We start from the raw sequence: 23,766 nt of genomic DNA on the forward strand, positions 1-23,766 counted from the left end.
AGCCGTGAAGGTGAACCCCAGCGTCAAGCCGATCTGCGACAAGTGCAGGGTGATCCGTCGGCACGGCCGGGTCATGGTGATCTGCCCCGACCCGCGCCACAAGCAGCGCCAGGGTTAGCGGTCGCCGGGCCGGCGCAGCCGGCCCCAGCCACAACTGAATGCAGACCTCCCAGTACCAGTGAACGGATAGGCCGCTCACACACGTCCGGATCGGAGGCCGGGCCCCGGAGCTTTCGCACCGGGAACGGGCTGGGATCACAACCTCCGTAACGAAGATGAAAGGGGCATGCCCCCATGGCTCGACTTGTGGGCGTCGACCTGCCGCGCGATAAGCGCATGGAGATCGCGCTGACCTATATCTACGGTGTCGGCCGTACCCGATCCAACGAAATCCTGGCCGCGACCGGTATCGACAAGGACCAGCGCACCAAGGACCTGACCGACGACCAGATCACCCAGTTGCGTGACTACATCGAGCGCAATCTGAAGGTTGAGGGCGACCTGCGCCGCGAGGTGCAGGCCGACATCCGTCGCAAAATCGAGATCGGTTGCTACCAGGGCCTGCGGCACCGTCGCGGCCTGCCGGTGCGCGGCCAGCGGACCAAGACCAACGCGCGTACCCGCAAGGGTCCCAAGCGCACCATCGCCGGTAAGAAGAAGGCCAGGTAATCGTCATGCCACCGAAGAAAGCGACCGGGCCCAAGAAGGGTCAGAAGACCCGGCGGCGGGAAAAGAAGAACATCCCGCTCGGTGCCGCGCACATCAAGAGCACCTTCAACAACACGATCGTGACGATCACCGACCCCCAGGGCAATGTCATCGCCTGGGCGTCGTCGGGGCACGTCGGGTTCAAGGGCTCGCGTAAGTCCACTCCGTTCGCCGCGCAGTTGGCCGCCGAGAACGCTGCCCGCAAGGCGCAGGAGCACGGCGTGAAGAAGGTCGACGTGTTCGTGAAGGGTCCGGGTTCGGGCCGCGAGACCGCGATCCGCTCACTGCAGGCCGCCGGCCTGGAGGTCGGCGCGATTTCTGACGTCACCCCGCAGCCGCACAACGGTTGCCGTCCGCCCAAGCGGCGCCGGGTCTAGGAGGTATAGGAAAAGATGGCTCGTTACACCGGACCCGCGACTCGCAAGTCCCGTCGGCTGGGCGTCGACCTCATCGGCGGCGACCAGGCATTCGAGAAGCGCCCCTACCCGCCCGGCCAGCACGGCCGCGCGCGGATCAAGGAGAGCGAATACCGGCTGCAGCTGCAGGAGAAGCAGAAGGCTCGCTTCACCTACGGCGTGATGGAGAAGCAATTCCGCCGCTACTACGAGGAAGCGGTACGCCGCGGCGGCAAGACCGGCGAGGAACTGCTGCGCATCCTGGAGAGCCGGCTGGACAACGTGGTCTACCGCGCCGGGATGGCCCGGACCCGCCGGATGGCCCGCCAGCTGGTCAGCCACGGCCACTTCACCGTCAACGGTGTGAAGGTCGATGTGCCCAGCTACCAGGTATCGCAGTACGACATCATCGACGTCAAGGACAAGTCGATCAACACGGTGCCGTTCCAGATCGCCCGCGAGACCCAGACGGACCGGCCGGTCCCGGGCTGGCTGCAGGTGGTGGGGGAGCGGCAGCGCATCCTGATCCACCAGTTGCCCGAGCGCGCCCAGATCGTCGTACCGCTCGCCGAGCAGTTGATCGTCGAGTTCTACTCGAAGTAACCCGCTCGGGGCCCGTCCCCGAGTACCCCCAAACGGCATCAAATAGCGGGTGCCAGAAGGAGAAACAACACCATGCTGATCTCGCAGCGTCCCACCCTGTCCGAAGAGGTCGTGGCCGACGACCGGTCCCAGTTCGTCATCGAACCGCTGGAGCCGGGTTTCGGTTACACCCTGGGCAACTCGCTTCGTCGCACCCTGCTGTCGTCGATCCCCGGCGCGGCGGTCACCAGCATCCGTATCGACGGTGTGCTGCACGAGTTCACAACGGTCCCGGGCGTCAAGGAGGATGTCACCGACATCATCTTGAACCTCAAGGGCCTGGTGGTCTCGTCCGAGGAGGACGAGCCGGTCACCATGTACCTGCGCAAGCAGGGCCCCGGTGCGGTCACCGCTGGTGACATCGTGCCGCCGGCGGGCGTGACGGTGCACAACCCCGACATGCACATCGCCACCCTGAACGACAAGGGCAAGCTCGAGGTCGAGCTGATCGTGGAGCGCGGCCGCGGGTACGTCCCGGCCGTGCAGAACAAGGTCTCCGGCGCCGAGATCGGCCGCATCCCGGTCGACTCGATCTACTCGCCGGTGCTCAAGGTGACCTACAAGGTCGAGGCCACCCGTGTCGAGCAGCGCACCGACTTCGACAAGCTGGTGCTGGACGTGGAGACCAAGAACTCCATCAGCCCGCGTGACGCGCTGGCCTCGGCCGGAAAGACCCTGGTCGAATTGTTCGGTCTGGCACGGGAACTCAACGTCGAGGCCGAGGGCATCGAGATCGGGCCGTCGCCGGCCGAAGCGGACCACATCGCGTCGTTCGCGCTGCCGATCGACGACCTCGACCTGACGGTGCGGTCCTACAACTGCCTCAAGCGCGAGGGCGTGCACACGGTCGGGGAGCTGGTCGCCCGCACCGAGTCCGACCTGCTCGACATCCGCAACTTCGGGCAGAAGTCCATCGACGAGGTCAAGGTGAAGCTGCACCAGCTCGGTCTGTCGCTCAAGGACAGCCCGGCCAGCTTCGACCCGTCGCAGGTGGCGGGTTACGACGTCGCCACCGGCACCTGGTCGGCCGACACCGGCTACGACGAGCAGGACTACGCCGAAACCGAACAGCTGTAACGAGAATTCCGTCCCGGCCCTACCTGATACGGGGGCCGGCCCCATTTAGGAGAAGTCGCAATGCCCAAGCCCTCCAAGGGTCCCCGTCTCGGCGGGTCGTCCTCGCACCAGAAGGCGCTGCTGGCCAACCTGGCCACGTCGCTGTTCACCCACGGCCGGATCAAGACGACCGAGCCCAAGGCGCGGGCATTGCGGCCGTACGCCGAGAAGCTGATCACCCACGCCAAGAAGGGCACGCTGCACAACCGGCGTGAGGTGATGAAGAAGATCCGCGACAAGGACGTGGTGCACTCGCTGTTCGCCGAGATCGCGCCGCACTTCGCGGACCGCAACGGTGGCTACACCCGCATCATCAAGGTCGAGGCGCGTAAGGGTGACAACGCCCCGATGGCCGTGATCGAGCTGGTCCGGGAGAAGACGGTGACCTCCGAGGCCGACCGCGCCCGCCGTGCGGGGGCCAAGGCGGCGAAGGCCGAGAAGGCCGAGAAGGCCGCAGAGAAGCCGGCCGAGGCCGAGGCCGAGAAGGTCGAGGAGTCGGCCGCCGAGGAGACCGAGGCGACCGAAGCCGCCGAGACCGCTGAGGCCGCTGAGGGTACCGACGAGTCCTGACGGCAACGCCGAAGCCGTCCGGCTTCGGCTCGACATCGCCTACGACGGCACGGAATTCGCCGGCTGGGCGGCTCAGGCCGGCCAGCGCACCGTCGCCGGGGTCCTCGACGACGCGCTGACCACGGTATTCCGTACTCCGGTGCGGCTGTTCGCGGCGGGGCGTACCGATACCGGAGTGCACGCCACCGGGCAGGTGGCCCACGTCGACGTTCCGGCTTCGGCGTTGGGGCATGCCTACTCGCGGACCCGCCGTGACGGGGAGCCGGAATTCCTGGCGCTGACAAGGCGATTGGCGCGATTCCTGCCGGTCGACGTCCGGGTGCTGCAGATCGGCCGTGCCGCCCCGGACTTTGACGCCCGGTTCTCGGCGCTGCGGCGGCACTATGCCTACCGGCTCTCGACCGCGCCGTACGGGGTGGCGCCTCAGCTGGCTCGCTACATCACCGCCTGGCCGCGCCCGCTGGATGTCGACGCGATGGCCGACGCGTCACGAAACCTGTTGGGTTTGAACGATTTCGCGGCGTTCTGCCGTCACCGCGACGGCGCCACCACGATCCGCGATCTGCAACGGCTGGACTGGGTGCGCGACGGTGACCTGGTTACCGTCCACGTCAGCGCCGACGCGTTCTGCTGGTCGATGGTGCGTTCTCTGGTCGGGGCGGTGCTGGCCGTCGGCGAGCATCGCCGCGATGCGGCATGGTGCGCCGATCTGCTGAACGCGGAGCGGCGATCCAGTGACTTCACCGCCGCGCCGGCGCGTGGACTGACGCTGGTCGGGGTCGACTACCCGCCGGACGATGAACTCGGGGCGCGGACCGTGATCACCCGGGACATCCGTACCCGCTGATCCTGGCGAGATGCCGCTGAGCTACAGCAGGCCGGCGACGAACGAGGCGGCCTGATTCGTCATACCGGGTGTGTAAGTCGAGTGCGCGGCGAAGTTTCGCCCCGGGGAGCAGACCGGGTCGCCATCGGTGCACAGGTCGATCGTCTTGAACCCGTACGCCGGACTGTTCGTCAACGGCTGCCCGAACTTGTTCGAGGGGTTGCCGAACACCGCGATCGCCGCGACATGGTCGGCGGCTTCGGGCGGCAGCGGCGAGCTGAACCCGAAGCCGGGCACCGGCGCCGCGGCCACCACGTCGATGACCGCCGCACCCTGCGAGTACCCCCCGAGGACCAGTCGGGTACCCGGGCAGTTCTCCACCATCCACATGATGTGGCCGCTGGCGTCGTTGGCGCCGTCGGCGGCCCGGCCGAAGTCGTAGCTGGCCGGATAGTTGACCGCATAGCTGCCGATGGATCGGGATGTCCGGGCCCGCAGGGCACCGACCAGTCCGTCGCCGACCCGGCCCAGACCCGGCGGTTCGTTGGTGCCTCGGGCGAACACCACCTCCGCGTCCGGGCACCCGTCGGCCGAAGCCGTCGATGACGGGACGGGGCTGATCAACAGTGCTGCGGCGAGGGTGCCGGCCGCCAGGATGCGGTATGCCTTCATAGCGAGAATAATAACGAAGCAAAGGTAATCTAACTAATCCCGTCTGCGTGGCCGCGACGAGCTGGGTTAGAGCTTGCCCATGATGAAGTCGGCTGCCTCGTTGATCATGCCGGCTTGGATATAGGCATCGGCCAGGTGCTGTGGCCAGTTCGCTTCCCAGGTGTTCGGGTCGGCCGGATTGCAGATCGGGTCGGCGCCGTGGCACAACTCGATGGTCCGGTCGGCATACACCGGGCTGAACCGGATGATCGGCCCGGCCCAGGCGCTGCCGTTGCCGAACAGCGCGACCGCGGCGATGTGTTCGTCGGCGCCAGGTGGCAGCGGGTTGTTGAACGTGAATACGCTCATCGGGACTGCCAGCACGATATCGCTGACCGCCGCGCCCAGCGAGTAGCCGCCGACCACCAATCGGGTGTCCGGGCAGGTCTCCATCATGTGCTGGATGTGGCCGCTCATGTCGTTGGCGCCGCGATCCACATCGGCGTCGGCGTCGTAGCGGACCGCGTACAGCCCGATGGTGCGGTCGGCCTTCGCGCGTAAGGCGCTGACCAAGGCGTTGCCGATTTTGCCCGGGCCTGCAGACTCGAGCCGGCCGCGGGCGAACACCAGCTCGACCGGCGGGCAGCCGGCCGCCGCAGCCGAGGGAATGACCGTCGGCGTCAGCGCGGGCGCGATCAAGGAGACGGCGAGCAGCACGACCGCGGTCAGGGGCCGGTATGCCTTCACAGCGACTGATAGTAGCGACGTAAAGACTTGATGCACTAAATAAGAGCGTCGCCGCAGGTCAGCGCACCATCGGCTCGGGTGCGGGAGCCGGCCCGGGAGCCCGCAGCCGACCGGCGACGAAGTTGGCCGCCTGGCTGGTCAGTGCCGGGATGTAACCGTCGGTGTGGTCGGTCCACTCGTTGCCGGGGCCCTCGTGGCAGATCGGGTCGCCCGGGTTACACAGGTCGATGGCCTTGGAGCCGAACAGGGCGCTCTGCGCACTGATCGGCCCGCCGGTGCGGTCGGCGGGGTTGCCGAACGTCGCGACCGCCACCACCTGGTCGGCCAACTCGGCCGGTATCTGGCTGCCCCAGCTGATGCCGCCCACCTGGGTGCCGGTGGCGATGTCGATCACCGAGGCGCCCTGCGAATATCCGCCCAGCACCAGATCGGTGTCCGGGCACACGTTGGCGGCGTCCTTGACGCGCCGGATCACGTCGTTGGCACCGTCGCCGCCACCCAGCTGCAGCCGGCCGGCGGGGTAGTTGACCGCGTACTCGTCGACCTTCTTGGAGGTCTGCTGGCGCAGCGAGTCGATGAATGCCCGCCCCACCCGGCCGACGCCGCGCGGTTCGCTGGTGCCGCGGGCGAAGATGACCTCCACGTCGGGGCAGTCGTAGGCGGCCGCCACCGGAAGGGTGCTCGGCATGACAGTCGGGACCGTCAGCAATGCGCCTGCCATCAACGTCGTCGAAAAAATGCTGTTCAAGTGAGAAAAACGCATAGCGGAAATGGTACCGAAGCCGGTTCTCGGCATGGACAGCCCTGTGGATGACCGGACACCGCCGGACCGGGTCGCGGTTAGCCTCGGCGACACGCGAGGGGGTAGCAATGGCGGGCCGATCCACCACACAGCTGCAGCTCGGCGCGCACCGATACCTGGCTCGCCGGCTGGAGCGCGCGCTGCGGTGCGGGCAGGCGGTCGGCAGCCCCGCGCCGGGACGAGCCGGGCTCGGCCTGGGTTGTCTGCTCAGCGTGATCGTGGTGGCCGGTGCGGCGGTGTTGGCCGTCGTGCGGCCGCAGCCGGGGCTCGGTGATGCGCCGATCGTGCTGGACCGCGCATCGGGCGCGCTGTACGTCCGCGTCGGCGACACCGTGCATCCGGTGTTCAATCTCGCCTCGGCCCGGCTGATCGCGGGCGCCGCCGACCCGCGGCCGGTGCCCGGTAGCGAGATCGGCCGGGCCCGTCGTGGGCCGCCGTTGGGAATCCCCGGTGCCCCCGGGGTGCTCGGGGCGGCACTGGCGGCGACGGAGACCTGGTCGATGTGCGACGGACCGGCCGGCACCACGCTGGTCGCCGGGGTCGACCCGCCACAGTCCGCGCGCATCGACGCCGACGAAGTGGTGGCTGTCACCTCGGAGTCGGCGACGACGTATCTGCTGCTGCGGGGACGACGGATCCCGGTCAACCCCGCCGACCCGACGCTGGAGCCTGCCGCGCCGCGGCGGGTCTCGGGGCTGTTGCTCAACGCGATTCCCGAGGCCCCACCATCGGATGTCACCGGCCCCCTCGCCGAGCTGCCCGCCGCCGCCGCGACGCTCTGCGCCCATTGGCGCCCCGACGATCCGGTCGGCATCACCCTGTCGGCCGGTGTCGGCCTGCCGCTGCCCGCGGGTGCGGCGGCGACGGTGCTGGCCCAGGCCGACGGGCCGGGCCCCGCCTTGGACGCGGTTTATCTGCCGCCCGGCCGCAGTGCCTACGTGCGGGCCGCCGGTGTCTCCGGTCGCACCGGCGGTGCCGGCTACCTGATCGCCGAGACCGGAGTGCGGTTCACCGTCGACGACGACGCCGCGGCGCGCAGCCTGGATCTGCCGCCGGTGGCCACCGGGGTCCCGTGGCCGATGCTGGCCGGGTTGCCGGCCGGCCCGCGCCTCAGTCGCGAGCAGGCGCTGCTGGCTCACGACGTCGTGCTGTCGCCGCCCGGCCGGTGACCACCGCCAGCAGCAGCGCCAGCAGGACACCGGTGCCGGTGATCGCGGTGCGCAGTCCGGCGGGCGTCGCGACGGGCTCGACGGTCGGCGGTGACGGCGGTGCCGGGTGGGCCGGTTGGCGGACTCGGCGGTCGGTCGGCGGGGCGTCGGAGCTGACCGCCGCCAGCGGATCGATCAGCCCGGCGCCGACGGCGTCGTCGCGCCCGCCGGGCGGGTGGTGCGCGGTGGTCTTGATCCGTTCCATCACCTGCCGCGGCGTCCAGTGCGGGTAGCGGGATCGGATCAGCGCCGCCAGACCACTGACCACCGGTGCGGCGAAACTGGTGCCGTGAATCGCCGAGCCGCCGACGGTGTTGGCCATCGCGCCGCCGACGGTGCTCAGCGACAGCACTGCCTCGCCGGGCGCGGCCACATCGACCCAGGGACCAGCCAGGGTGAATGCGGAGGGCGCGCCGTGGGCATCCACCGAGCCGACGGTCAGCACATAGTCGTCGTACCAGGCCGGGGTCACGATCATCGGCCCACCGGCGTCGCACCCGTCATCGGTGTTGCCCGCCGCGGCGACCACCACGACGTTGTGCACCTCGACCGCATACGCCAGTGCGGCGCCGAGGGCTCGATCGTCGAGTCCGGAGCCGGCGGGCCGGCAGGACACCGCCGAGATGTTGATCACCGACGCCCCCAGGTCGGCCGCGGTGCGCACCGCGCTCGCCAGGGTGCCGACGTCGCCCACACCGGGGTTGCCGCCGCGGGTGCCGAATCTGGTGCTGGACTGACGGATGCCGATCACGGTGGCCAGCGGCGCCAGGCCGCTGAACCGGTCTGCTGCGGGATCGGGTGCGGCCGCGATGATTCCGGCGACCAGCGTGCCGTGCCCGTCGCAGTCCTGGGCGCCGTCGCCGGTGAACACATAGTCGCCGCCGCCCACCAGGCCGGGCAACCGCCGATGCGGCGCCACCCCGGTGTCGATCACCGCCACCCGCTGGCCCGCCCCGCGGGTGAGGGCCCAGACCGCGGGCAGGTCCAGACCGTCGAGCTGAGTGGGTGTGATGGCCGGTTCCAGCGTCGGGACCGCACACACCTCACGTTGCACGGTCGGGTGCGTCGGTGCGGCGGGCGCCGCTGCGGGCAGCAGAGAGTGGTCGATCGGGGGCGGTGCGACCGCGTTCGCCGGCGGTGCGCACTGGCCGGTCCCGGCGATCCCAGCTGCCAGGACTATTCGGACGACCCTCGTGCTGCGCACGCCTCAGCCCAGGCCCAATCCACGAGCGGCGCCATAGATCCCGCAGAGCCAGCAGGCCAGCGGCACCAGCGTGCCCAGCGTCAGGCCCTCCAGCACTTCGGCGCCGCGCCGGGCGAGCGGGGACCGAATCGGCGCGGCGAAACCGAAACCGACTGCGGCCCCGGACAGTGCCATGGCCACCGCGGCCGGCCACGAAAGGTGCGGTGCCGCATCGACCGTGGCGGACAGGACGGCGATCCCCACCGCGGCGACACCGCCGCTCACCAGTGCCGTGATCTGCGAACCGTCGGTGTGGGAGCGCGCCCGCAGCAACAGGGCCGCACCGGCCGCCCCCGCGAACGCGACGCCGACAAGGCGGGGCACACCGGCCATCGGCTCCCCGATGGCGACACCGGCGGTTCCCAGCGCCACCGCCGCCGCCGACCCGAGGATCAGCCCGGACATCAGATCGAGGGCCGCAACGGTGTGGACCGCCGCGGACCGGCGGGACAGCCCGGCGACCATGATCGCGACCCGGCCCGCGATCCGGACCAGACCGAGCGCGCCGACGACCGTCGCCGCACCGACGGCCTGCAGCGAAACACCGGTTGCCGCACAAGCCATTCCGGCTACCGCGGCCAGTACCGCCAGCCCGGCCAGGCAACACAGCCCCGTGCGCACCGGTCCACTGCAGCCGCTCGACGGCACCGCCAACACCGCCACCGTCCCGGTCGCCGCGACGGCCAGCAGTGCATTCGGGGCGCCCGGCCCACCGGGGACCGCCACGAAACCGGCGACCCCGGCCAGGCCGGACGCCGCGAGCGAGGCGGTGAGTCTCCGAGCAGCCCGGGTCCACGGGCGTGCCGTGACCCGCACGGTAGCCGCTACCTGCTCGGCGGGATCGTCGAAACGTGGTTCCGCCACCCGGTCGTCCGCGCGTGTCAACACCAGCACCGCACCGTCGCAGATCCCGTGTTGCGCCAGGGTCTTCGAGCCGTCCAGTGGCGACCGGCCCGGCTGAGCAAGGCGATACGGGTGCAGCCCTGACGGGCCGTTCCGGCGCGGCAGGAGATCGACGATGGACGCGACCAGCGCAGCCACCGGCACGCCGGCCGGCAGCGCCAGATCGGCATGAACGGTGTCGGCGTGCACTGCAACCCGACGCAGACCCGAACCCGGAACAGCCACATCCGCCTCCTCGTTCTAGCCTTGCGCGGACGGTACCGCGGCGGCGGACGGTGTGTTTTCGCCTGTCCACAACCTGACTTGCCGGGCGATTCCGGCCTGTCTACGGTGTGGCCGATGACCGAGCTGGGACCCACAGCGAGCCCGCCACCGGCACCGCCAACCGATGAAATCGCCGTTGCCGCACCGCCACCGGTGGCGCGCCCGGGTTCTCCGGTGGTCCTGACCCGGCTGCTGCCGCTCGCCATGGCGGTCGGGATGCTCGCCATGACCGTGGTGGTCTACCGCTCGGGCTCCCCGATGACGCGCAGCCCCCGGTTGGCGCTGCTGCCGCTGATGATGCTCGCCTCGGCGGTGGCGGCCGCGGTGGCCGGCCGAACTCGCGGCGACCTCGACGATGACCGGGACGGCTACCTGGAATATCTTGCCGCGCTGCGCGATTCCGTCACCGCAACCGCCGTGGCCCAACGTTCGTATCTCGAGTGGGCGCATCCGGAACCCGACGCGCTGTGGACACTGGCCGGTGGCAACCGGATGTGGGAGCGCCGGCCGGGCGACGCCGACTTCGGCCTGGTCCGGGTCGGGATCGGCAGCGCCCGGCCGACGATCTGGCTGATGTCACCGCCGGACGAGCCGGGCCGGCGCGTCGACCCCGTCACCAACACCGCGCTGAGACGTTTTCTGAACACCTACGCGACGGTGTCCGAGGTGCCGATCACGGTGCCGCTGCTGGGGTCGACGCCGCTGCGCCTCGACGGCGAACGAGAGCGGGCGCGGGGCCTGCTCCGCGCGATGATCTGCCAGCTCGCGATGCTGCACGGCCCCGATGCGCTGCTGATCGCAGCCGTCGCCACCGATTCGCCCGGCCACTGGGACTGGCTGAAATGGCTCCCGCACCACCAGCATCCGTCGGCCGTGGACGCCGCCGGGCCGCTTCGGCTGACCTACCCCAGCCTGCCCGCCGCTGAAACCGCGCTGGCCGGCCGGCGGGCGGTGGTGGTGATCGACAGCGCGGTCGCGGGCCTGTCGGTTCTGCAGGCCGGCGCCCGGGCTGTGGCCCGGCCTCTCACGGTGACCGCGACGACACTGAGTGATCCCGATGGGGCCCGGCCGGACTTCCTCACCGCCGCCGACGCGGTGGTGTGCGCGCAGCGACTGGCCTGCCACCGGGAGATGACGTCGAGCGCCCCGCGGAGTTGGGCGCAGCTGCTGGGTATCGGTGCCATCGAGGAATTCGACCCGCCCGGCGCATGGGCAGACCTGTCGGCGCCGCGGCTGCGCGTCCCGATCGGCACCGACCCGGACGGGAACCCCGTGCAACTGGACATCAAAGAGGCCGCCGAGCGCGGGAGTGGGCCGCACGGGCTGTGCATCGGCGCCACCGGCTCGGGCAAATCGGAGTTTCTGCGCACCCTGGTGCTCGGCATGGCGGTCCGGCATTCCCCGGAGGACCTGAATCTGGTGTTGGTCGACTTCAAGGGCGGGGCAACCTTTCTCGGATTCGAGCACCTCAGGCACGTCGCCGCGGTGATCACCAACCTCGCCGACGAGGCACCGCTGGTGGAACGCATGCGTGATGCGCTGACCGGTGAGATGCGCCGACGACAGGAACTGCTGCGCGCCGCCGGGGTGCCCGGCATCAGCGGCTACGCGCAGGCGCGACGGGCCGCCGAATCGGCGCTGCCAGCCCTGCCGGTGCTGTTCATCATCGTCGACGAATTCTCCGAACTGCTCGCTCAGCAGCCGGATTTCATCGACACCTTCGTCGGGATCGGCAGGTTGGGGCGCTCACTGGGGATTCACCTGCTGTTGGCCAGCCAGCGGCTCGAGGAGGGCAGGCTGCGCGGCCTGGAATCGCACCTGTCCTACCGGGTGTGCCTCAAGACGGTGTCGGCCGCCGAATCGCGGCTCGTGCTGGGCACCCCGGATGCCCACGAGTTGCCCAATGTTCCCGGGTCGGGTTTCCTGCGCACCGCCGACGGCGAGGTGATGCGATTCCAGGCCGCCTACGTCTCCGGCGCGTGCCCGGATCCCCGGCCGGCATTCCGCGACGTCCAACGGTTCACCGCCGCGCCGAGCGGGCCCGCCGCGGCGCCCGAGCCGGACGGACGCACCGTGCTGCAGGCGATGCTGGATCGGCTGTCCGGTCATGGCCGGGCAGCCCGGCAGGTGTGGTTGCCTCCACTGGGAGATTCGCCGGCGCTGGGTTCGCTGCTCGACGGCGAGTACCCCGACCTGAGCGCGCCGATCGGGATCGTCGACCGGCCCTTCGAGCAACGACGCACCCCGCTGTCGGTCGTCCTCGACGGGGGTGCCGGTCACGTCGCCGTCGTCGGTGCGCCCCGGTCCGGTAAGTCGACGACGCTGAGCACGCTCATCGCCGCGCTGAGCGCCACCCACGACGCGACGCGGGTGGCGTTCTACTGCTTGGACTTCGGTGGCGGAGTCCTCTCCGCGCTGGGTGGGCTGCCGCAGGTGGGCTCGGTGGCCGGTCGTGGGCAGCCCGACCTGGTGCGGCGCACGGTCGCCGAGATGGAGGCGATCTTGGTGCGGCGGGAGGCTCGGCGGGAGGCGGCCGACGGTGCCGGAGACGGCGACCCGGCCGGCGACGTGTTCCTGATGATCGACGGGTGGGCCGGTCTGTGCCGCGAATTCGATGTCGAGGCAAGGATTGCCGCTTTGGCCGCGCGCGGCCTGTCCTTTGGTGTGCACGTGGTGCTGGCCGCGTCGCGGTGGGCCGAGATCCGGCCCGCACTGCGTGATCTGATCGGCACCCGGATCGAGCTGCGACTGGGCGATCCCGCCGAATCCGAGCTGGACCGCCGCCAAGCGCAGCGGGTTCCTCGCGACCGGCCTGGGCGCGGCCTGACACCTGAGGGCCTGCACATGCTGGTAGCGCTTCCACGAGGATGGGAGCCGTTGCGGCACAACGACTACACGGCGCCGGCGATCGCACTGCTGCCGGCGGTGGCCGAGCTGGCTGAACTGGCTGCGGCAGCCGGTGACCGATTGGTGTTGGGTGTCGACGAACGCGGCCTTGTCACAGTCGATTTCGATCGCCAGCCGCACCTGCTGATCCTGGGCGACAACGAGTGCGGCAAGTCCACTGCGCTGCGCACATTGTGCCGAGAGCTGGTGCGGACGACCACACCCGAACAGGCGCAGCTGCTGGTGGTGGACTATCGGCGCAGCCTGCTCGGGCTCGTCGACCGCGATCACCTGAACGGATATGCGATGTCCGCGGCTGCGCTGACAGCCCTGCTGCCGAGCCTGATCGACCGCTTGGCCCAGCGGATGCCCGGATCGGACGTCACCGCGCAGCAACTGCGCGACAGATCCTGGTGGTCCGGTCCTGAGCTGTATGTCCTGGTCGACGACTACGACCTGGTTGCCACCGCCGCCGGCAACCCGCTGACACCGCTGCTGGAATACCTGCCCCACGCCGGCGATCTCGGGTTGCACCTGGTGGTGGCTCGCCGCAGCGGCGGGGCGGCGCGGTCGATGTACGAGCCGGTGCTGGCCGCGCTGCACGACCTGGGGGCGATGGGGCTGGTGATGAGCGGCGACCCGGCCGACGCCGCGCTGATGGGCTCGGCTCGGCCGGGACCGCTGCCGCCCGGGCGCGCAAACCTGGTCACCCGGGCCGGAGGTGAGCGGCTGATCCAGGTGGCCTGGGAGCCGTGAAGCATCGCGCCGTCATCGAGGCCGGCCCCGCCGCCATCCGCAGGCTGTGTTGCGGCGCAACCGAATCAGCCGAGGCCGCTGCGGTACTGGAGTGGATCGACGAACCGGTAGCGCTGGTCGAGGGGCGCCCGGTCGCGGTGCCGGACCTGCTGCGCAGTGTGCTGGCCTGCCCGGTGACCGCCGAGTCGATGGAGATCATCCACCCGTCGTGGTGGTCGGCGCGGCGGGTAGAACTGGTGATCGCCGCGGCACGCGGCCTGGTCGAGGACGTCGTCACCCGGCCACGCTCACGGCTGCTGGTCGACACCTTTCAGGCCGAGGTGGTCGTCGAGATCGCCGAGCGGCTGGTCGCCGTCACCGGCGCCGCAATCACCGCCGAGCCGCGCATCGGCCCGCCTGACGAGGTGGCCGCCGCCGTGGCCGGCCGGGTTCTGGCGGCCCTTCCGGATCAGGGCGCCGTGGTCGTGATCGACACCCCGATAGCGGTCGGCGGCGGCGCTGCGTTGGCGAACATGATCGCCAAGCGGTTGCCCACTGCGGTCGAGACGGTGGTGATCGACGAGCTGCCGGCTATCCGGGTCGTTGAGCCCCCCGCCACCTCGGAACCAGCCTCGCGACCGGCCCGTCGCGTCGGCCGGCGGCGGCTTCCGCCGGCCATGGTTGCCGCGCTGGGTGTCGTCGCGCTGGGGCTGTTCGCACACCGCGATCCGCCGCCGGCCCCCGGGACTTCTGCGACGTATCTGGTGGAAGGCCGGGTGACGGTGCAGGTTCCGGCGGACTGGCCGGTGCGCCGGGTCACCGCCGGGCCGGGATCGGCACGGGTGGAGGTGGTCTCGCCGACGGACGCACGGTTGATACTGCACGTCACCCAGGCGCCTGCCGCCGGCGAAACCGTGGCCGCCGTGGCCGAGCCCCTGCAGCGGGCCCTGCAACTCGCCGACGCCGAGACGCCCGGGGTTTTCGTCGGTTTCGATCCGGCCGGCAGCAGGTCGGGACGGCCCGCGGTGACCTATCGGGAGGTGCGCGAGGGCCATCACGTCGACTGGGCGGTGCTGGTCGACCGCGCGGTGCGAATCGGCATCGGGTGTCAGAGCGGACCCGGCGGCGACGACGCACTGCGCCCGGTATGCGAGCAGGCGGTGCGCTCGGCGCGCGTGCTGGACGTATCTCCGGCGAGCTGACAGACGGGAACCGAAATCACCCGCTCGGAGTCGAACTACATATCAGCCAACGATCGAGACGATAGGGACAGATGTGGCTACACCCGCAGGACCCGCAGGGGCCAACACACTCAGTGCCGACTTCGACATCATGCTCGCCGTCGCGGCGGCGACCGACGCCCGCAACGAGGAGATCCGCACGATGCTGCAGGCCTTCGTCGCCCGGATGCGGGCCGTGCCTGCGTCGGTTTGGTCGGGCATGGCAGCCGGACGCTTCCAGGACGTCCTGGACCGCTGGAACACCGAATCGCTGAGCCTGCACCACGCTTTGGCGCGCATCGCCGAGACCATTCGCCACAACGAGCGCGCATTGCGGGAGGTGGCCGAAACCCACTCGCACCACATCGCCGCTGCCGGCGACGGAATCTGAGGGGGCGGCCATGGCCGACACAGCACTGTCGTACAACTTCGAGGAAATCGAGTACACCGTCCGCCAGGAGATCCACTCCACGGCCAGCCGGCTCAACGGCGCGCTGGAACAGCTGCGGTCGCAGATCGCACCGTTGCACCAGGTCTGGACCCGGGAGGCGGCCGGGTCCTACCACGCCGAGCAACTCCGCTGGCAGCAGGCCGTCAACGCGCTCAACCAGATCCTGTTCGACCTGGGCAGCGCGGTGCGCGACGGCGCGGCAGATGTCGCCGACGCCGATCGCCGGGCTGCGGGGGCTTGGGGGAGGTAAGGAGAGACCACCCCCGACAACGGTGTGGCCCCGTCGGATGGAGAGCCGACGGGGCCACACCGGCTCACGGCCCAAGGAACCCAGCACCGGTCTTCGCCCCACCCGCGTTTTGACCTGGTCGGATCCCCGCCGGTAAGCTGCTCGATTGGCGTGCGGTGCCTTCCTGGCACAGCGGGTACTCGGGTCACTGTCGGTCGCCGAGCACCACTCCGCATTCCACGCCGGACCGGCGCCCGGATTCGCACCGGGATCCGCAGAACGGGTAGCAACCCGAATCGAGAGAGGTAAGCGCTGTGCCCACCTATACGCCGAAGGCGGGTGACACCACGAGGTCGTGGCATGTCATCGACGCCACCGACGTGGTGCTCGGCCGGCTCGCCGTTGCAGCAGCAACTCTGCTGCGCGGCAAGCACAAGCCGACATTCACGCCGAATGTCGACGGTGGTGACTTCGTCATCGTCATCAACGCCGACAAGATCGCCATCAGCGGCGACAAACTGCAGAAGAAGATGGCTTACCGCCACTCGGGCTACCCGGGCGGACTGCGCAGGCGCAGCCTGGGCGAGATGATGGAGACCCGCCCCGACCGTGTCGTGGAGAAGGCGATCCTCGGCATGCTGCCGAAGAACAAGCTCGGCCGTCAGATCCAGCGCAAGCTGCACGTCTACGCCGGCCCGCAGCATCCGCACACCGCCCAGCAGCCGGTCCCGTACGAAATCAAGCAGGTGGCGCAATGACCGAGACGGCAATCGAAGGTACCGAGACCGCCGAGCCCACCGAGGCTCCTGAGGCCACCGAGGCTCCTGAGCCCACCGAGGCTTCAGAGGTCACCGAGACGGTTGAGGTCGCCGAGACCGTAGAGGTTCAGGCCGAGGCCGCCCCGAGCTACGAGCCCCACGACTTGGGCCGTCCCATCCAGACCGTCGGCCGCCGCAAGGAGGCCGTGGTGCGGGTGCGCCTGGTGCCCGGCACCGGCAAGTTCGACCTGGACGGGCGCACCCTGGAGGCCTACTTCCCCAACAAGGTGCACCAGCAGCTGATCAAGGCTCCGCTGGTGACCGTCGACCGGGTGGACAACTTCGACGTCTACGCCCACCTCGACGGCGGCGGCCCCTCCGGGCAGGCCGGTGCATTGCGGCTGGCCATCTCGCGTGCGCTGATCATCGTGCAGCCGGAGGACCGCCCGGCGCTGAAGAAGGCGGGCTTCTTGACCCGTGACCCGCGAGCCACCGAGCGCAAGAAGTACGGCTTGAAGAAGGCCCGCAAGGCTCCGCAGTACAGCAAGCGCTGATCTGCGATTGCATTCTGGCAGCGAGTTGGGGGTGCCTTCCGCACGCGGAAGGTGCCCCCGGCTTGCTTTTGAGGGTGCGTGTTTCCGGCCCCACACCGGCGTGTCGGACCGGGAACACGCACGCTCGCGGCGATAAAGGATAGTTATGGGTCGACTTTTCGGCACCGACGGCGTCCGCGGGGTCGCCAACCGCGAATTGACCGCGGAACTGGCCGTTGCACTGGGCAGCGCTGCGGCGCAGCGGCTGTCCACCGGCACCGAGCGCCGGGTGGCGGTCGTCGGCCGTGATCCGCGGGCCAGCGGCGAGATGCTGGAAGCCGCGGTCATCGCCGGGCTGACCAGCCAAGGCGTCGACGTGCTGCGGGCCGGTGTGCTGCCGACTCCGGCGGTGGCCTATCTGACCAGTGCTTATGAAGCCGACTTCGGGGTGATGATCTCCGCGTCGCACAACCCGATGCCCGACAACGGCATCAAGTTCTTCGGCCCGGGCGGCCACAAACTCGACGACGCCACCGAGGACCAGATCGAGGATCTGGTAGCCGCCGGGCCCGGGTTGCGACCGGTCGGTGCGGGGCTGGGCCGGGTGGTGGACGCCAAGGACGCCCTGGACTGCTACCTGCGGCACCTCGGCGAGTCCCACCGCACCCGACTGGACGGCCTGACCGTGGTGGTGGACTGCGCCCACGGCGCGGCCTCGGATGCGGCGCCGCGCGCCTACCGGGCCGCCGGCGCCACCGTGATCGCGATCAACGCCGACCCCGACGGGCTCAACATCAACGACGGCTGCGGCTCGACGCACCTGGAGCCATTGCGGGCGGCGGTGCTCGCCCACGGTGCGGACCTGGGCCTGGCGCACGACGGCGATGCCGACCGCTGCCTGGCCGTCGACGCCGCCGGCAACTTGATCGACGGCGACGCCATCATGGTGGTGCTGGCCCTGGCTATGCACGCCGCCGGTGAATTGGCCGCCGACACCCTGGTTGCGACCGTGATGAGCAACCTCGGGCTGCATCTGGCCATGCGCGAGGCTGGCATCGAGGTGCACACCACCGATGTCGGTGACCGCTACGTCCTCGAACAGTTGCGAGCCGGCGGCTTCACCCTCGGCGGTGAGCAGTCCGGTCACATCGTGCTGCCGCAGGTGGCCACCACCGGCGACGGCATCATCACCGGCCTGCGGCTGATGGCACGGATGGCGCAGACCGGTACTCCGCTGGCCGCACTGGCCTCGGCGATGCGCACGCTGCCGCAGGTGCTGATCAATGTCGAGGTCACCGACAAGGCCGCTGCGGTGGGCCGCCTGGCGGTGCGCACCGCGGTGCAGCGCGCCGAGGAAGAACTCGGCGACACCGGGCGGATCCTGTTGCGACCGTCGGGAACCGAGCAGCTCGTCCGGGTGATGGTGGAAGCCGCCGATGAGGACACCGCGCGCCAGATCGCGGTCAGCGTCGCCGAAACGGTACGCGCGCCCCACTGATTCCGCGCCGGAACAATTGCGGGGAACCGCCGGAGCTTCGCCGGCGTCATACCCGGTATGGGACGACAACAGGTCTATCTCGATGCCGATGTGGTGCGCTCGGTGGCGGACTGCTTCGACACCGCTGCGGCAGCCGTCGACAACGCGGCCCGGATCCGATTGGGCGGCTTGGTGTTCGACGGCAGCACCGCCGGACGTGATCACGTCGGCGCGGGGGAGACCCTGCGGCGTGCGTTGGACGCCTGGGTGCCGGAGCTGACGCGCTGGTCGCGGGCCAGCACCGAGATCGCCGCGGCACTGCGAGCCGGGCTGGCGCGCTACGGGCAGGCCGAGTTGTCCGCGGCCAATCGGGTCGGTTGAGGTGGCGCACCGCTACGACGCGTCCGCGCGGCTGGCCGAGGGCCGAGAAGCGGTGGCGCACAACCAGACTTACGTGTCAGCGTGTCATCGGCGGGGCTACCGGCACCCCGATCTCACCGGCTACGACGGGCAGCTCGCCGACCGCTATGACAGTGAGGCCGGTCTGGATCTGGGGCTGCTCGACGCTGACTGCGCCGCGCTGCGGGCGCTGGCCGACGCGGCCGACGACGCGCTGCGCCGGCAGCGCGGGCAACTCGGCGAGTTCGCCGCGGCCTGGCGGGGGCCGGCCGCCGAGGCCGCCACGGACTTCCTGCGCCGGCACTGTGACACCGGCGCGGAGCTGTCGGCGCGGCTGCGTGCGGCAGCCACCGGATGCGAGGTGCTGCGCGACGAGCTGTGGAGACTGGTCGACACCAAGGCGGCGGCAGTGCTGGCCGTCGACGACCGGGTGGGCGGCATGCGACCGGTGTGGCTGGCCGCCGCCCATGCGGTGAACGCCGGCTCCCACGACGAGAACGCCGCCGAGGTCATCGAAAAGCAGGTGATTCCATATGTGGACAGCGACGTTCGGGGCGAGTGGGTGTCGTCCGTGCGGTCGGCGCGGGACGGGGTGGCGGCCGCCTACCGAACCGCCGCAGCGGCGGCCGACCCGTCGCCGGGAGTGGTGTTCGCGATTCCGGGTGACCTCGTGCCGGTCGGGTACGCCGACGAGCCGGTGCCGGTCGCGCCGGTGGTTCCGGCGGCGTTGGCCCCCGTCGTAGCGGAGCCGGCGCCGGCAGCGGCGGATGCGCCTCAGGAGACGGGCGCCTCGCCGCCGACTCTGCCCGCGCCGCTCGACGACATGCCGGCTGATCTCGGCCTGCCGCCGGGGCTCGGCCTGCCCGGCGATCTGGGTCTGCCATCGGGTGGGCTGCCGACCGGTGGTGGCGGTGGTCTCGGCGGGCTGGGCGGGTTGATTCCGCGGCTGGCCGACGCCTTCGGCGGTCCCGGGCCGGGCGACTCGCTCAGCGACCCGTTCGACGATCCGATCGACGACCATGATTCGGCGGACGCCGATGAATCCGAGCCCGACCCGGAGTCCGAGCCGGCGGACGACGCAGCGGAAGAAGCTGAAGCCGAGGAGCCTGCGGAGGCTGAACCGGTGGCCGGGGAGACCGAAGCTGCGGACGAGGCGGAACCCGACGCTGAGCTCGCCGAGGAAACAGCGGCAACCGAAGAAACCGAACAAGCTCCAGAGTCGCCCGCCGAGGTCGTGCCCAAGACCCCGTGTGAGACCGCCGCCGAGGAATTACCGCAGGTCGGGCAGTGATCGTCAGTGAAGCATGAGCATGCGTAGATATTCGCATCATGATGCGCGAGGCGTATGATTGCTGGATATGAGGACGACGGTGGTCATCGACAGTGATGTCGCAGCCGAGGTGGAGCGGCTTCGGCGGGAGGGTTTGGGTGTCAGCGAGGCGCTGAATCTGCTCGCGCGTCGCGGCATGGCCGTACAGGCTGGCGCCTCCGAGGCTCGATACCGGCATCGCACGGCACGGATCGGCCTGAAAATCGACGTCTCCAACGTGGCCGACGTGCTCGACCTCCTCGATGACGACCGATGATTGTCGACGCGAACCTGCTGCTGTACGCGGTCGATGCCGACAGCAAGCACAATTCCGCGGCTGCGGCGTGGCTGGATGAAAGTCTGAACGGCGCCAATCGGGTTGGACTGCCGTGGCAGACGATCGGCGCGTTCCTGCGGATCGTCACCCACCCCAGGGCCACCGAGAATCCATTGACGGCGTCAGAAGCTTGGACCTACGTCGCGGACTGGTTGGCGGTTCCGGTGGTGTGGATCCCGCCGGCCACCGAATCCACCGCCCTGGTTTACGCCAGGATCTGTGCGCAGGCCGATGTCACGGGCAACCTCGTGCCTGATGCCCAACTGGCCGCCCTGGCGATGGAGCACGGCGTCGAGCTCGCATCCGCGGACTCCGACTTTCAGCGCTTCCCCGGTCTGCGCTGGATCAACCCGCTGAGCCTCGGCTGACAACCACGCCTTATCCCTGCCGGGTTCCCCAGGACTGCAGCGTCGAGACGATCCGGGCCGCCGCCTCCAGCTGCTCCAGCGACATCTCCTCGGTCGGGGTACGCCACTCGGCGACCACCGCCAGCTTGCCGTCGATGAACTGCTGCTTGGTCTGGCCGCGCTGGATCTTGCCGCTGGAGGTGGTGGGCATCGACACGTGGTACACCAGAACCACGGCGTCGGCCGCGATTCCGTGGTGCGTTGCGACCGCGGTCCGGATCTTGTCGATGACGTCGTCCAGGTCGGCCTCGCCGGCTTTGGCGCTGTCCACTTCGTGAACGACGACCAGCTGTTCGACGCCTCCCGGTGGCGCGTCGGTGGCGAACACCGCGCCCCGGCCGGCGACCAGCACCGGGTCGCAGCACTGCACGGTGAACTCGATGTCGTTGGGGTAGTAGCGGTGTCCGTCGACGACGACCAGGTCTTTGCAGCGTCCGGTGACGAAAAGTTCGCCGGCGCACAGGAATCCATAATCACCTGTCCGCAGGAACGGTCCGCGGTTCGGGTCGCCCGGCTCGGCCAGCACCGCCCCGAACGTCGCCGCCGTCTCTTCGGGACGTCGCCAATAGCCCAGGGCGACATTGGGCCCGGCGACCCAGATCTCGCCGACCTCGTCGGCCCCGCAGGGCTGGTGGGTCACCGGATCGACGATGGCGACATCGGATTCGCGCGGCTGACCGCAACCCACGAACGTCGCGGCGGCGGGATCTTCGGGTGCGATGTCGACGACGCGGTCCTGCGCCAGCGCGACACGATCGAGATAGCGCACCCCCGGTATCCCGGTGGCGCAGCCAGCCGACACACACAGGGTGGCTTCGGCCAGCCCGTAAACCGGATAACACGAAGAAATCCGGAAGCCCGCCGGCGCGAAGGCATCGGCGAACGCCGCCAACGATGTGGCGCGCACCGCCTCGGCGCCGTTCATGGCGACGGTCATGCAGGAAAGATCCAGTGCCGCACGCTCTTCCGGCGTACTGGTTTCCACGCACCGGTCGTAGGCGAAGTTCGGTGCGGCGGTGATGACACCGCGATGCCGGGACACCAATTCCAGCCAGCGCATCGGGCGTTTGATGAAGGCCGTCGGTGACATTAGCGCCGTGCTGGCCCCGATGTAGACCATGGACAGGATCCCGCCGATAAGGCCCAAGTCATGGTGCGGTGGCAGCCAGAAGACGCCCTTGGAGTTCTCGTCGCCGTTCCACGCCTGACGGATGGCGTCGCAGTTGTGCAGCACGTTGCCGTGGCTCAGCAGCACTCCCTTGGGGGAGCGGGTCGAGCCCGAGGTGTACTGGATGGCGGCCGGGGAGTTGGTGTCGATGTCGGGGGTCACCCAGGCGTCGGGGTCGTCGCCGGCGTTGGTGAAGAACCAATGCTCGGGTTCCCCGGGGATCCCGGCGACCGCGGTCCGGGTGGCCTGTTGGGTCTCGGAGGCGGTGAGCGCGAAGCGGGCCTGCGCGTCGGGGACGACCACCCCCAGTCGCGGGGCCAACTTCTGGTGGACCGGCACCGCTACGGCGCCGGCGTAGAGGCAGCCGAAGAACCCGGCGATGAAGTCCAGACCCGGGCGCACCAGCACCAGCACCCGCTCCCCGGCGACGTCGTGGCGCTGCAGGTTCGCCGCGATCGCCCGGGCGCGGCGGTCCAACTCGCGGAAGCTCAGCTCACTGCGACCCTCGTCGTCGCCGTTGTAGGAGAAGCTGAACGCCACCTTGTCGCCGAGCCGCTCGGCCTGCCGTCGCAGCAGGTCGACCAGGGTTTCTGCGATGGGTGTCGTCACTGTGGGCGTGAAATCCATGGCACCATCTTGGCCCGAGGGGTGTCCTGGACCACACTCGGCCCCTACCGCCGGTCAGGCCGGCGTCAACCCGCGCAGTTCCTCGATGTAGCGCAGCGCCTCGCCCGGGTCGCCCGTCAGCGGACCGGCCAGCAGAGTCGTCACGCCCGCCTCGGCGAGCGCGGCGATCCGTTCGGCGACGAATCCGCGCGGCCCGATCAACGAGGTGTGCCGCACCAACTCATCGGGGACGGCGTCGATCGCCTCGGCTTTGCGTCCGGACAGATAAAGCTCTTGGATGCGGTCGGCCACCTCGCCGAAGCCGTACCGGGTGGCCAGGTTGTGGTAGAAGTTACGGCCCTTGGCGCCCATGCCACCGATGTACAGCGCCAGTTGCGGTTTCGCCCAGGCCAGCCGGTCCTCGACATCATCGCCGATGGCCAGCGACGCGCCCGCCATGACGTCAAGCGGTCCCAGCGCCGGATCACGTTTGGCCGCACCGGCTTTCAGCGCTTCACCCCACACCTCTGCGGCGTGTTCCGGGTAGTAGAACACCGGCTGCCAGCCGTCGGCGATCTCGGCGGTCAGTTCGACGTTCTTCGGGCCCAGCGCGGCAATGGAGATCGGAATCCGTTCGCGCACAGGGTGATTGATCAACTGCAGCGGCTTTCCCAGCCCGGTGCCACCCGGCAACGGCAGCTGATAATGCTTGCCGTCATAGCTCACCCGTTCGCGGCGCCACACCGCCCGGCAGATCTCCACCACCTCGCGGGTGCGCCCCAGCGGAGCGTCGAACGGCACGCCGTGGAAACCCTCCACCACCTGCGGCCCGGAGGTGCCGATGCCCAACCGGAACCGGCCGTCGGAGACGAAGTCCAGGCCGGCGGCCGTCATCGCCAGCAGGGCAGGGGTGCGGGTGTAGATCGGCACGACCCCGGAGACGAGTTCCACGCGCGACGTCTTGGCCGCCAGATAGCCCAGCTGGCTGACGGCGTCGAATGAGTACGCCTCGGCGACGGCGACCACATCGATGCCGGCCCGTTCCAGCTCGACGACCTGTTCGGCCGCCTCCTTGAAGCCACCTGAATACGCCAGCTGTACACCGATTCGCATCCCTTAGGCATACCAGGACGCTCAGGGTAGTGCACCATACCGGAAACAAGACTCCCAGTCGAT

General features: G+C 69.8%; 26 protein-coding genes. 19 read left to right on the top strand and 7 right to left on the bottom strand.

Features of this window, described 5'->3' with window-relative positions; genetic code table 11:
• Window positions 1–4 precede the first annotated feature (4 nt).
• The 7 genes from rpmJ to truA all read left to right on the top strand — a co-directional run bounded on the left by rpmJ (window position 5) and on the right by truA (window position 4,278).
• Window positions 5–118 (top strand): 50S ribosomal protein L36, encoded by a 114-nt coding sequence (rpmJ, locus tag ACZYY4_RS02330; RefSeq protein WP_003919293.1) that lies wholly within the window; start codon window positions 5–7, stop codon window positions 116–118.
• A 176-nt stretch (window positions 119–294) separates the two neighbouring features.
• Window positions 295–669 (top strand): 30S ribosomal protein S13, encoded by a 375-nt coding sequence (gene rpsM, locus ACZYY4_RS02335; protein WP_463807800.1) that lies wholly within the window; start codon window positions 295–297, stop codon window positions 667–669.
• Between the two features lie 5 nt (window positions 670–674).
• Window positions 675–1,085 (top strand): 30S ribosomal protein S11, encoded by a 411-nt coding sequence (gene rpsK / locus ACZYY4_RS02340; RefSeq protein WP_463807801.1) that lies wholly within the window; start codon window positions 675–677, stop codon window positions 1,083–1,085.
• 15 nt (window positions 1,086–1,100) lie between these two features.
• Window positions 1,101–1,706, top strand: coding sequence for a 30S ribosomal protein S4 (rpsD, locus tag ACZYY4_RS02345; RefSeq protein ID WP_463807802.1), 606 nt, complete (start codon window positions 1,101–1,103; stop codon window positions 1,704–1,706).
• 72 nt (window positions 1,707–1,778) lie between these two features.
• A complete protein-coding gene (locus ACZYY4_RS02350) occupies window positions 1,779–2,822 on the top strand; it encodes a DNA-directed RNA polymerase subunit alpha (protein WP_463807803.1) in 1,044 nt (347 codons plus the stop codon).
• Window positions 2,823–2,882: 60 nt separating this feature from the next.
• A complete protein-coding gene (gene rplQ / locus ACZYY4_RS02355; RefSeq protein WP_463807804.1) occupies window positions 2,883–3,431 on the top strand; it encodes a 50S ribosomal protein L17 in 549 nt (182 codons plus the stop codon).
• Window positions 3,409–4,278 (top strand): tRNA pseudouridine(38-40) synthase TruA, encoded by an 870-nt coding sequence (truA, locus tag ACZYY4_RS02360; RefSeq protein WP_463807963.1) that lies wholly within the window; start codon window positions 3,409–3,411, stop codon window positions 4,276–4,278. Before rplQ ends, truA begins: the two co-directional genes overlap by 23 nt.
• A gap of 21 nt (window positions 4,279–4,299) precedes the next feature.
• Here the strand turns inward: truA and ACZYY4_RS02365 are convergent, their stop codons facing one another.
• The 3 genes from ACZYY4_RS02365 to ACZYY4_RS02375 form a co-directional block, all read right to left on the bottom strand.
• Complete coding sequence (locus ACZYY4_RS02365; RefSeq protein WP_463807805.1) at window positions 4,300–4,929, bottom strand: cutinase family protein; 630 nt, start codon at window positions 4,927–4,929, stop codon at window positions 4,300–4,302.
• A 66-nt stretch (window positions 4,930–4,995) separates the two neighbouring features.
• The gene (locus tag ACZYY4_RS02370) at window positions 4,996–5,625 is read right to left on the bottom strand and encodes a cutinase family protein (RefSeq protein WP_463807964.1); all 630 of its coding nucleotides are present in this window, start codon (window positions 5,623–5,625) and stop codon (window positions 4,996–4,998) included.
• A gap of 88 nt (window positions 5,626–5,713) precedes the next feature.
• On the bottom strand, window positions 5,714–6,418 hold the full coding sequence (locus ACZYY4_RS02375; RefSeq protein WP_463807806.1) for a cutinase family protein: 705 nt from the start codon (window positions 6,416–6,418) through the stop codon (window positions 5,714–5,716).
• 107 nt (window positions 6,419–6,525) lie between these two features.
• Here ACZYY4_RS02375 and eccB point away from each other — a divergent pair, with 107 nt between their 5' ends.
• A complete protein-coding gene (gene eccB / locus ACZYY4_RS02380; RefSeq protein ID WP_463807807.1) occupies window positions 6,526–7,626 on the top strand; it encodes a type VII secretion protein EccB in 1,101 nt (366 codons plus the stop codon).
• On the opposite strand, the gene mycP is transcribed toward eccB, so the two are convergent.
• Both mycP and ACZYY4_RS02390 read right to left on the bottom strand, forming a co-directional pair.
• Window positions 7,568–8,869: a type VII secretion-associated serine protease mycosin gene (gene mycP / locus ACZYY4_RS02385; RefSeq protein ID WP_463807808.1), complete on the bottom strand. Its 1,302-nt coding sequence runs from the start codon at window positions 8,867–8,869 to the stop codon at window positions 7,568–7,570. The two genes, eccB and mycP, sit on opposite strands and share 59 nt — an antisense overlap.
• Before the next feature lie 3 nt (window positions 8,870–8,872).
• Entirely contained in the window at window positions 8,873–10,036 is a 1,164-nt protein-coding gene (locus ACZYY4_RS02390; protein WP_463807809.1) for an EsaB/YukD family protein, read from the bottom strand.
• A 114-nt stretch (window positions 10,037–10,150) separates the two neighbouring features.
• On the opposite strand from ACZYY4_RS02390, the gene eccCb reads away from it, so the two are divergent.
• From eccCb to ACZYY4_RS02445, 11 genes are all read left to right on the top strand, one after another.
• Window positions 10,151–13,717: a type VII secretion protein EccCb gene (gene eccCb / locus ACZYY4_RS02395; RefSeq protein WP_463807810.1), complete on the top strand. Its 3,567-nt coding sequence runs from the start codon at window positions 10,151–10,153 to the stop codon at window positions 13,715–13,717.
• Window positions 13,714–14,898, top strand: a complete 1,185-nt coding sequence (locus tag ACZYY4_RS02400; protein ID WP_463807811.1) for a type VII secretion-associated protein — start codon at window positions 13,714–13,716, stop codon at window positions 14,896–14,898. Before eccCb ends, ACZYY4_RS02400 begins: the two co-directional genes overlap by 4 nt.
• Before the next feature lie 73 nt (window positions 14,899–14,971).
• On the top strand, window positions 14,972–15,307 hold the full coding sequence (locus ACZYY4_RS02405; RefSeq protein ID WP_463807812.1) for a WXG100 family type VII secretion target: 336 nt from the start codon (window positions 14,972–14,974) through the stop codon (window positions 15,305–15,307).
• Between the two features lie 10 nt (window positions 15,308–15,317).
• The gene (locus ACZYY4_RS02410) at window positions 15,318–15,617 is read left to right on the top strand and encodes a WXG100 family type VII secretion target (protein ID WP_463807813.1); all 300 of its coding nucleotides are present in this window, start codon (window positions 15,318–15,320) and stop codon (window positions 15,615–15,617) included.
• 293 nt (window positions 15,618–15,910) lie between these two features.
• The gene (gene rplM, locus ACZYY4_RS02415) at window positions 15,911–16,354 is read left to right on the top strand and encodes a 50S ribosomal protein L13 (protein WP_463807814.1); all 444 of its coding nucleotides are present in this window, start codon (window positions 15,911–15,913) and stop codon (window positions 16,352–16,354) included.
• Window positions 16,351–16,908, top strand: coding sequence for a 30S ribosomal protein S9 (gene rpsI / locus ACZYY4_RS02420; RefSeq protein WP_463807815.1), 558 nt, complete (start codon window positions 16,351–16,353; stop codon window positions 16,906–16,908). Before rplM ends, rpsI begins: the two co-directional genes overlap by 4 nt.
• A 145-nt stretch (window positions 16,909–17,053) precedes the next feature.
• Window positions 17,054–18,385 carry a phosphoglucosamine mutase gene (gene glmM, locus ACZYY4_RS02425; protein ID WP_463807816.1) on the top strand — a complete coding sequence of 444 codons (1,332 nt, stop codon included), beginning with the start codon at window positions 17,054–17,056 and terminating at the stop codon, window positions 18,383–18,385.
• Window positions 18,386–18,442: 57 nt separating this feature from the next.
• A complete protein-coding gene (locus tag ACZYY4_RS02430; RefSeq protein ID WP_463807817.1) occupies window positions 18,443–18,745 on the top strand; it encodes a type VII secretion target in 303 nt (100 codons plus the stop codon).
• Window position 18,746: 1 nt separating this feature from the next.
• Window positions 18,747–20,054: a hypothetical protein gene (locus tag ACZYY4_RS02435; RefSeq protein ID WP_463807818.1), complete on the top strand. Its 1,308-nt coding sequence runs from the start codon at window positions 18,747–18,749 to the stop codon at window positions 20,052–20,054.
• A 67-nt stretch (window positions 20,055–20,121) separates the two neighbouring features.
• A complete protein-coding gene (locus ACZYY4_RS02440) occupies window positions 20,122–20,349 on the top strand; it encodes a CopG family transcriptional regulator (RefSeq protein WP_463807819.1) in 228 nt (75 codons plus the stop codon).
• Window positions 20,346–20,777, top strand: coding sequence for a TA system VapC family ribonuclease toxin (locus ACZYY4_RS02445; RefSeq protein WP_463807820.1), 432 nt, complete (start codon window positions 20,346–20,348; stop codon window positions 20,775–20,777). The genes ACZYY4_RS02440 and ACZYY4_RS02445 overlap by 4 nt, the downstream gene beginning before the upstream one ends.
• A gap of 10 nt (window positions 20,778–20,787) precedes the next feature.
• On the opposite strand, the gene ACZYY4_RS02450 is transcribed toward ACZYY4_RS02445, so the two are convergent.
• Both ACZYY4_RS02450 and ACZYY4_RS02455 read right to left on the bottom strand, forming a co-directional pair.
• Window positions 20,788–22,611, bottom strand: coding sequence for a fatty acyl-AMP ligase (locus tag ACZYY4_RS02450; protein ID WP_463807821.1), 1,824 nt, complete (start codon window positions 22,609–22,611; stop codon window positions 20,788–20,790).
• 54 nt (window positions 22,612–22,665) lie between these two features.
• Window positions 22,666–23,703, bottom strand: coding sequence for an LLM class F420-dependent oxidoreductase (locus ACZYY4_RS02455; RefSeq protein ID WP_463807822.1), 1,038 nt, complete (start codon window positions 23,701–23,703; stop codon window positions 22,666–22,668).
• Window positions 23,704–23,766 lie beyond the last annotated feature (63 nt).

The sequence above is a fragment of the Mycobacterium sp. IDUB_21 genome (assembly GCF_055419425.1).

Coding starts and splice junctions, on each gene's coding strand:
- rpsD (WP_463807802.1), top strand. CDS start 1,101: ATGGCTCGTTACACCGGACCCGCGACTCGCAAGTCCCGTCGGCTGGGC.
- ACZYY4_RS02450 (WP_463807821.1), bottom strand. CDS start 22,611: ATGGATTTCACGCCCACAGTGACGACACCCATCGCAGAAACCCTGGTC.
- ACZYY4_RS02445 (WP_463807820.1), top strand. CDS start 20,346: ATGATTGTCGACGCGAACCTGCTGCTGTACGCGGTCGATGCCGACAGC.
- rpsI (WP_463807815.1), top strand. CDS start 16,351: ATGACCGAGACGGCAATCGAAGGTACCGAGACCGCCGAGCCCACCGAG.
- rpsM (WP_463807800.1), top strand. CDS start 295: ATGGCTCGACTTGTGGGCGTCGACCTGCCGCGCGATAAGCGCATGGAG.
- ACZYY4_RS02350 (WP_463807803.1), top strand. CDS start 1,779: ATGCTGATCTCGCAGCGTCCCACCCTGTCCGAAGAGGTCGTGGCCGAC.
- glmM (WP_463807816.1), top strand. CDS start 17,054: ATGGGTCGACTTTTCGGCACCGACGGCGTCCGCGGGGTCGCCAACCGC.
- rplQ (WP_463807804.1), top strand. CDS start 2,883: ATGCCCAAGCCCTCCAAGGGTCCCCGTCTCGGCGGGTCGTCCTCGCAC.
- ACZYY4_RS02430 (WP_463807817.1), top strand. CDS start 18,443: ATGGGACGACAACAGGTCTATCTCGATGCCGATGTGGTGCGCTCGGTG.
- rpsK (WP_463807801.1), top strand. CDS start 675: ATGCCACCGAAGAAAGCGACCGGGCCCAAGAAGGGTCAGAAGACCCGG.
- ACZYY4_RS02455 (WP_463807822.1), bottom strand. CDS start 23,703: ATGCGAATCGGTGTACAGCTGGCGTATTCAGGTGGCTTCAAGGAGGCG.
- eccCb (WP_463807810.1), top strand. CDS start 10,151: ATGACCGAGCTGGGACCCACAGCGAGCCCGCCACCGGCACCGCCAACC.
- ACZYY4_RS02410 (WP_463807813.1), top strand. CDS start 15,318: ATGGCCGACACAGCACTGTCGTACAACTTCGAGGAAATCGAGTACACC.
- ACZYY4_RS02375 (WP_463807806.1), bottom strand. CDS start 6,418: ATGCGTTTTTCTCACTTGAACAGCATTTTTTCGACGACGTTGATGGCA.
- ACZYY4_RS02440 (WP_463807819.1), top strand. CDS start 20,122: ATGAGGACGACGGTGGTCATCGACAGTGATGTCGCAGCCGAGGTGGAG.
- eccB (WP_463807807.1), top strand. CDS start 6,526: ATGGCGGGCCGATCCACCACACAGCTGCAGCTCGGCGCGCACCGATAC.
- ACZYY4_RS02365 (WP_463807805.1), bottom strand. CDS start 4,929: ATGAAGGCATACCGCATCCTGGCGGCCGGCACCCTCGCCGCAGCACTG.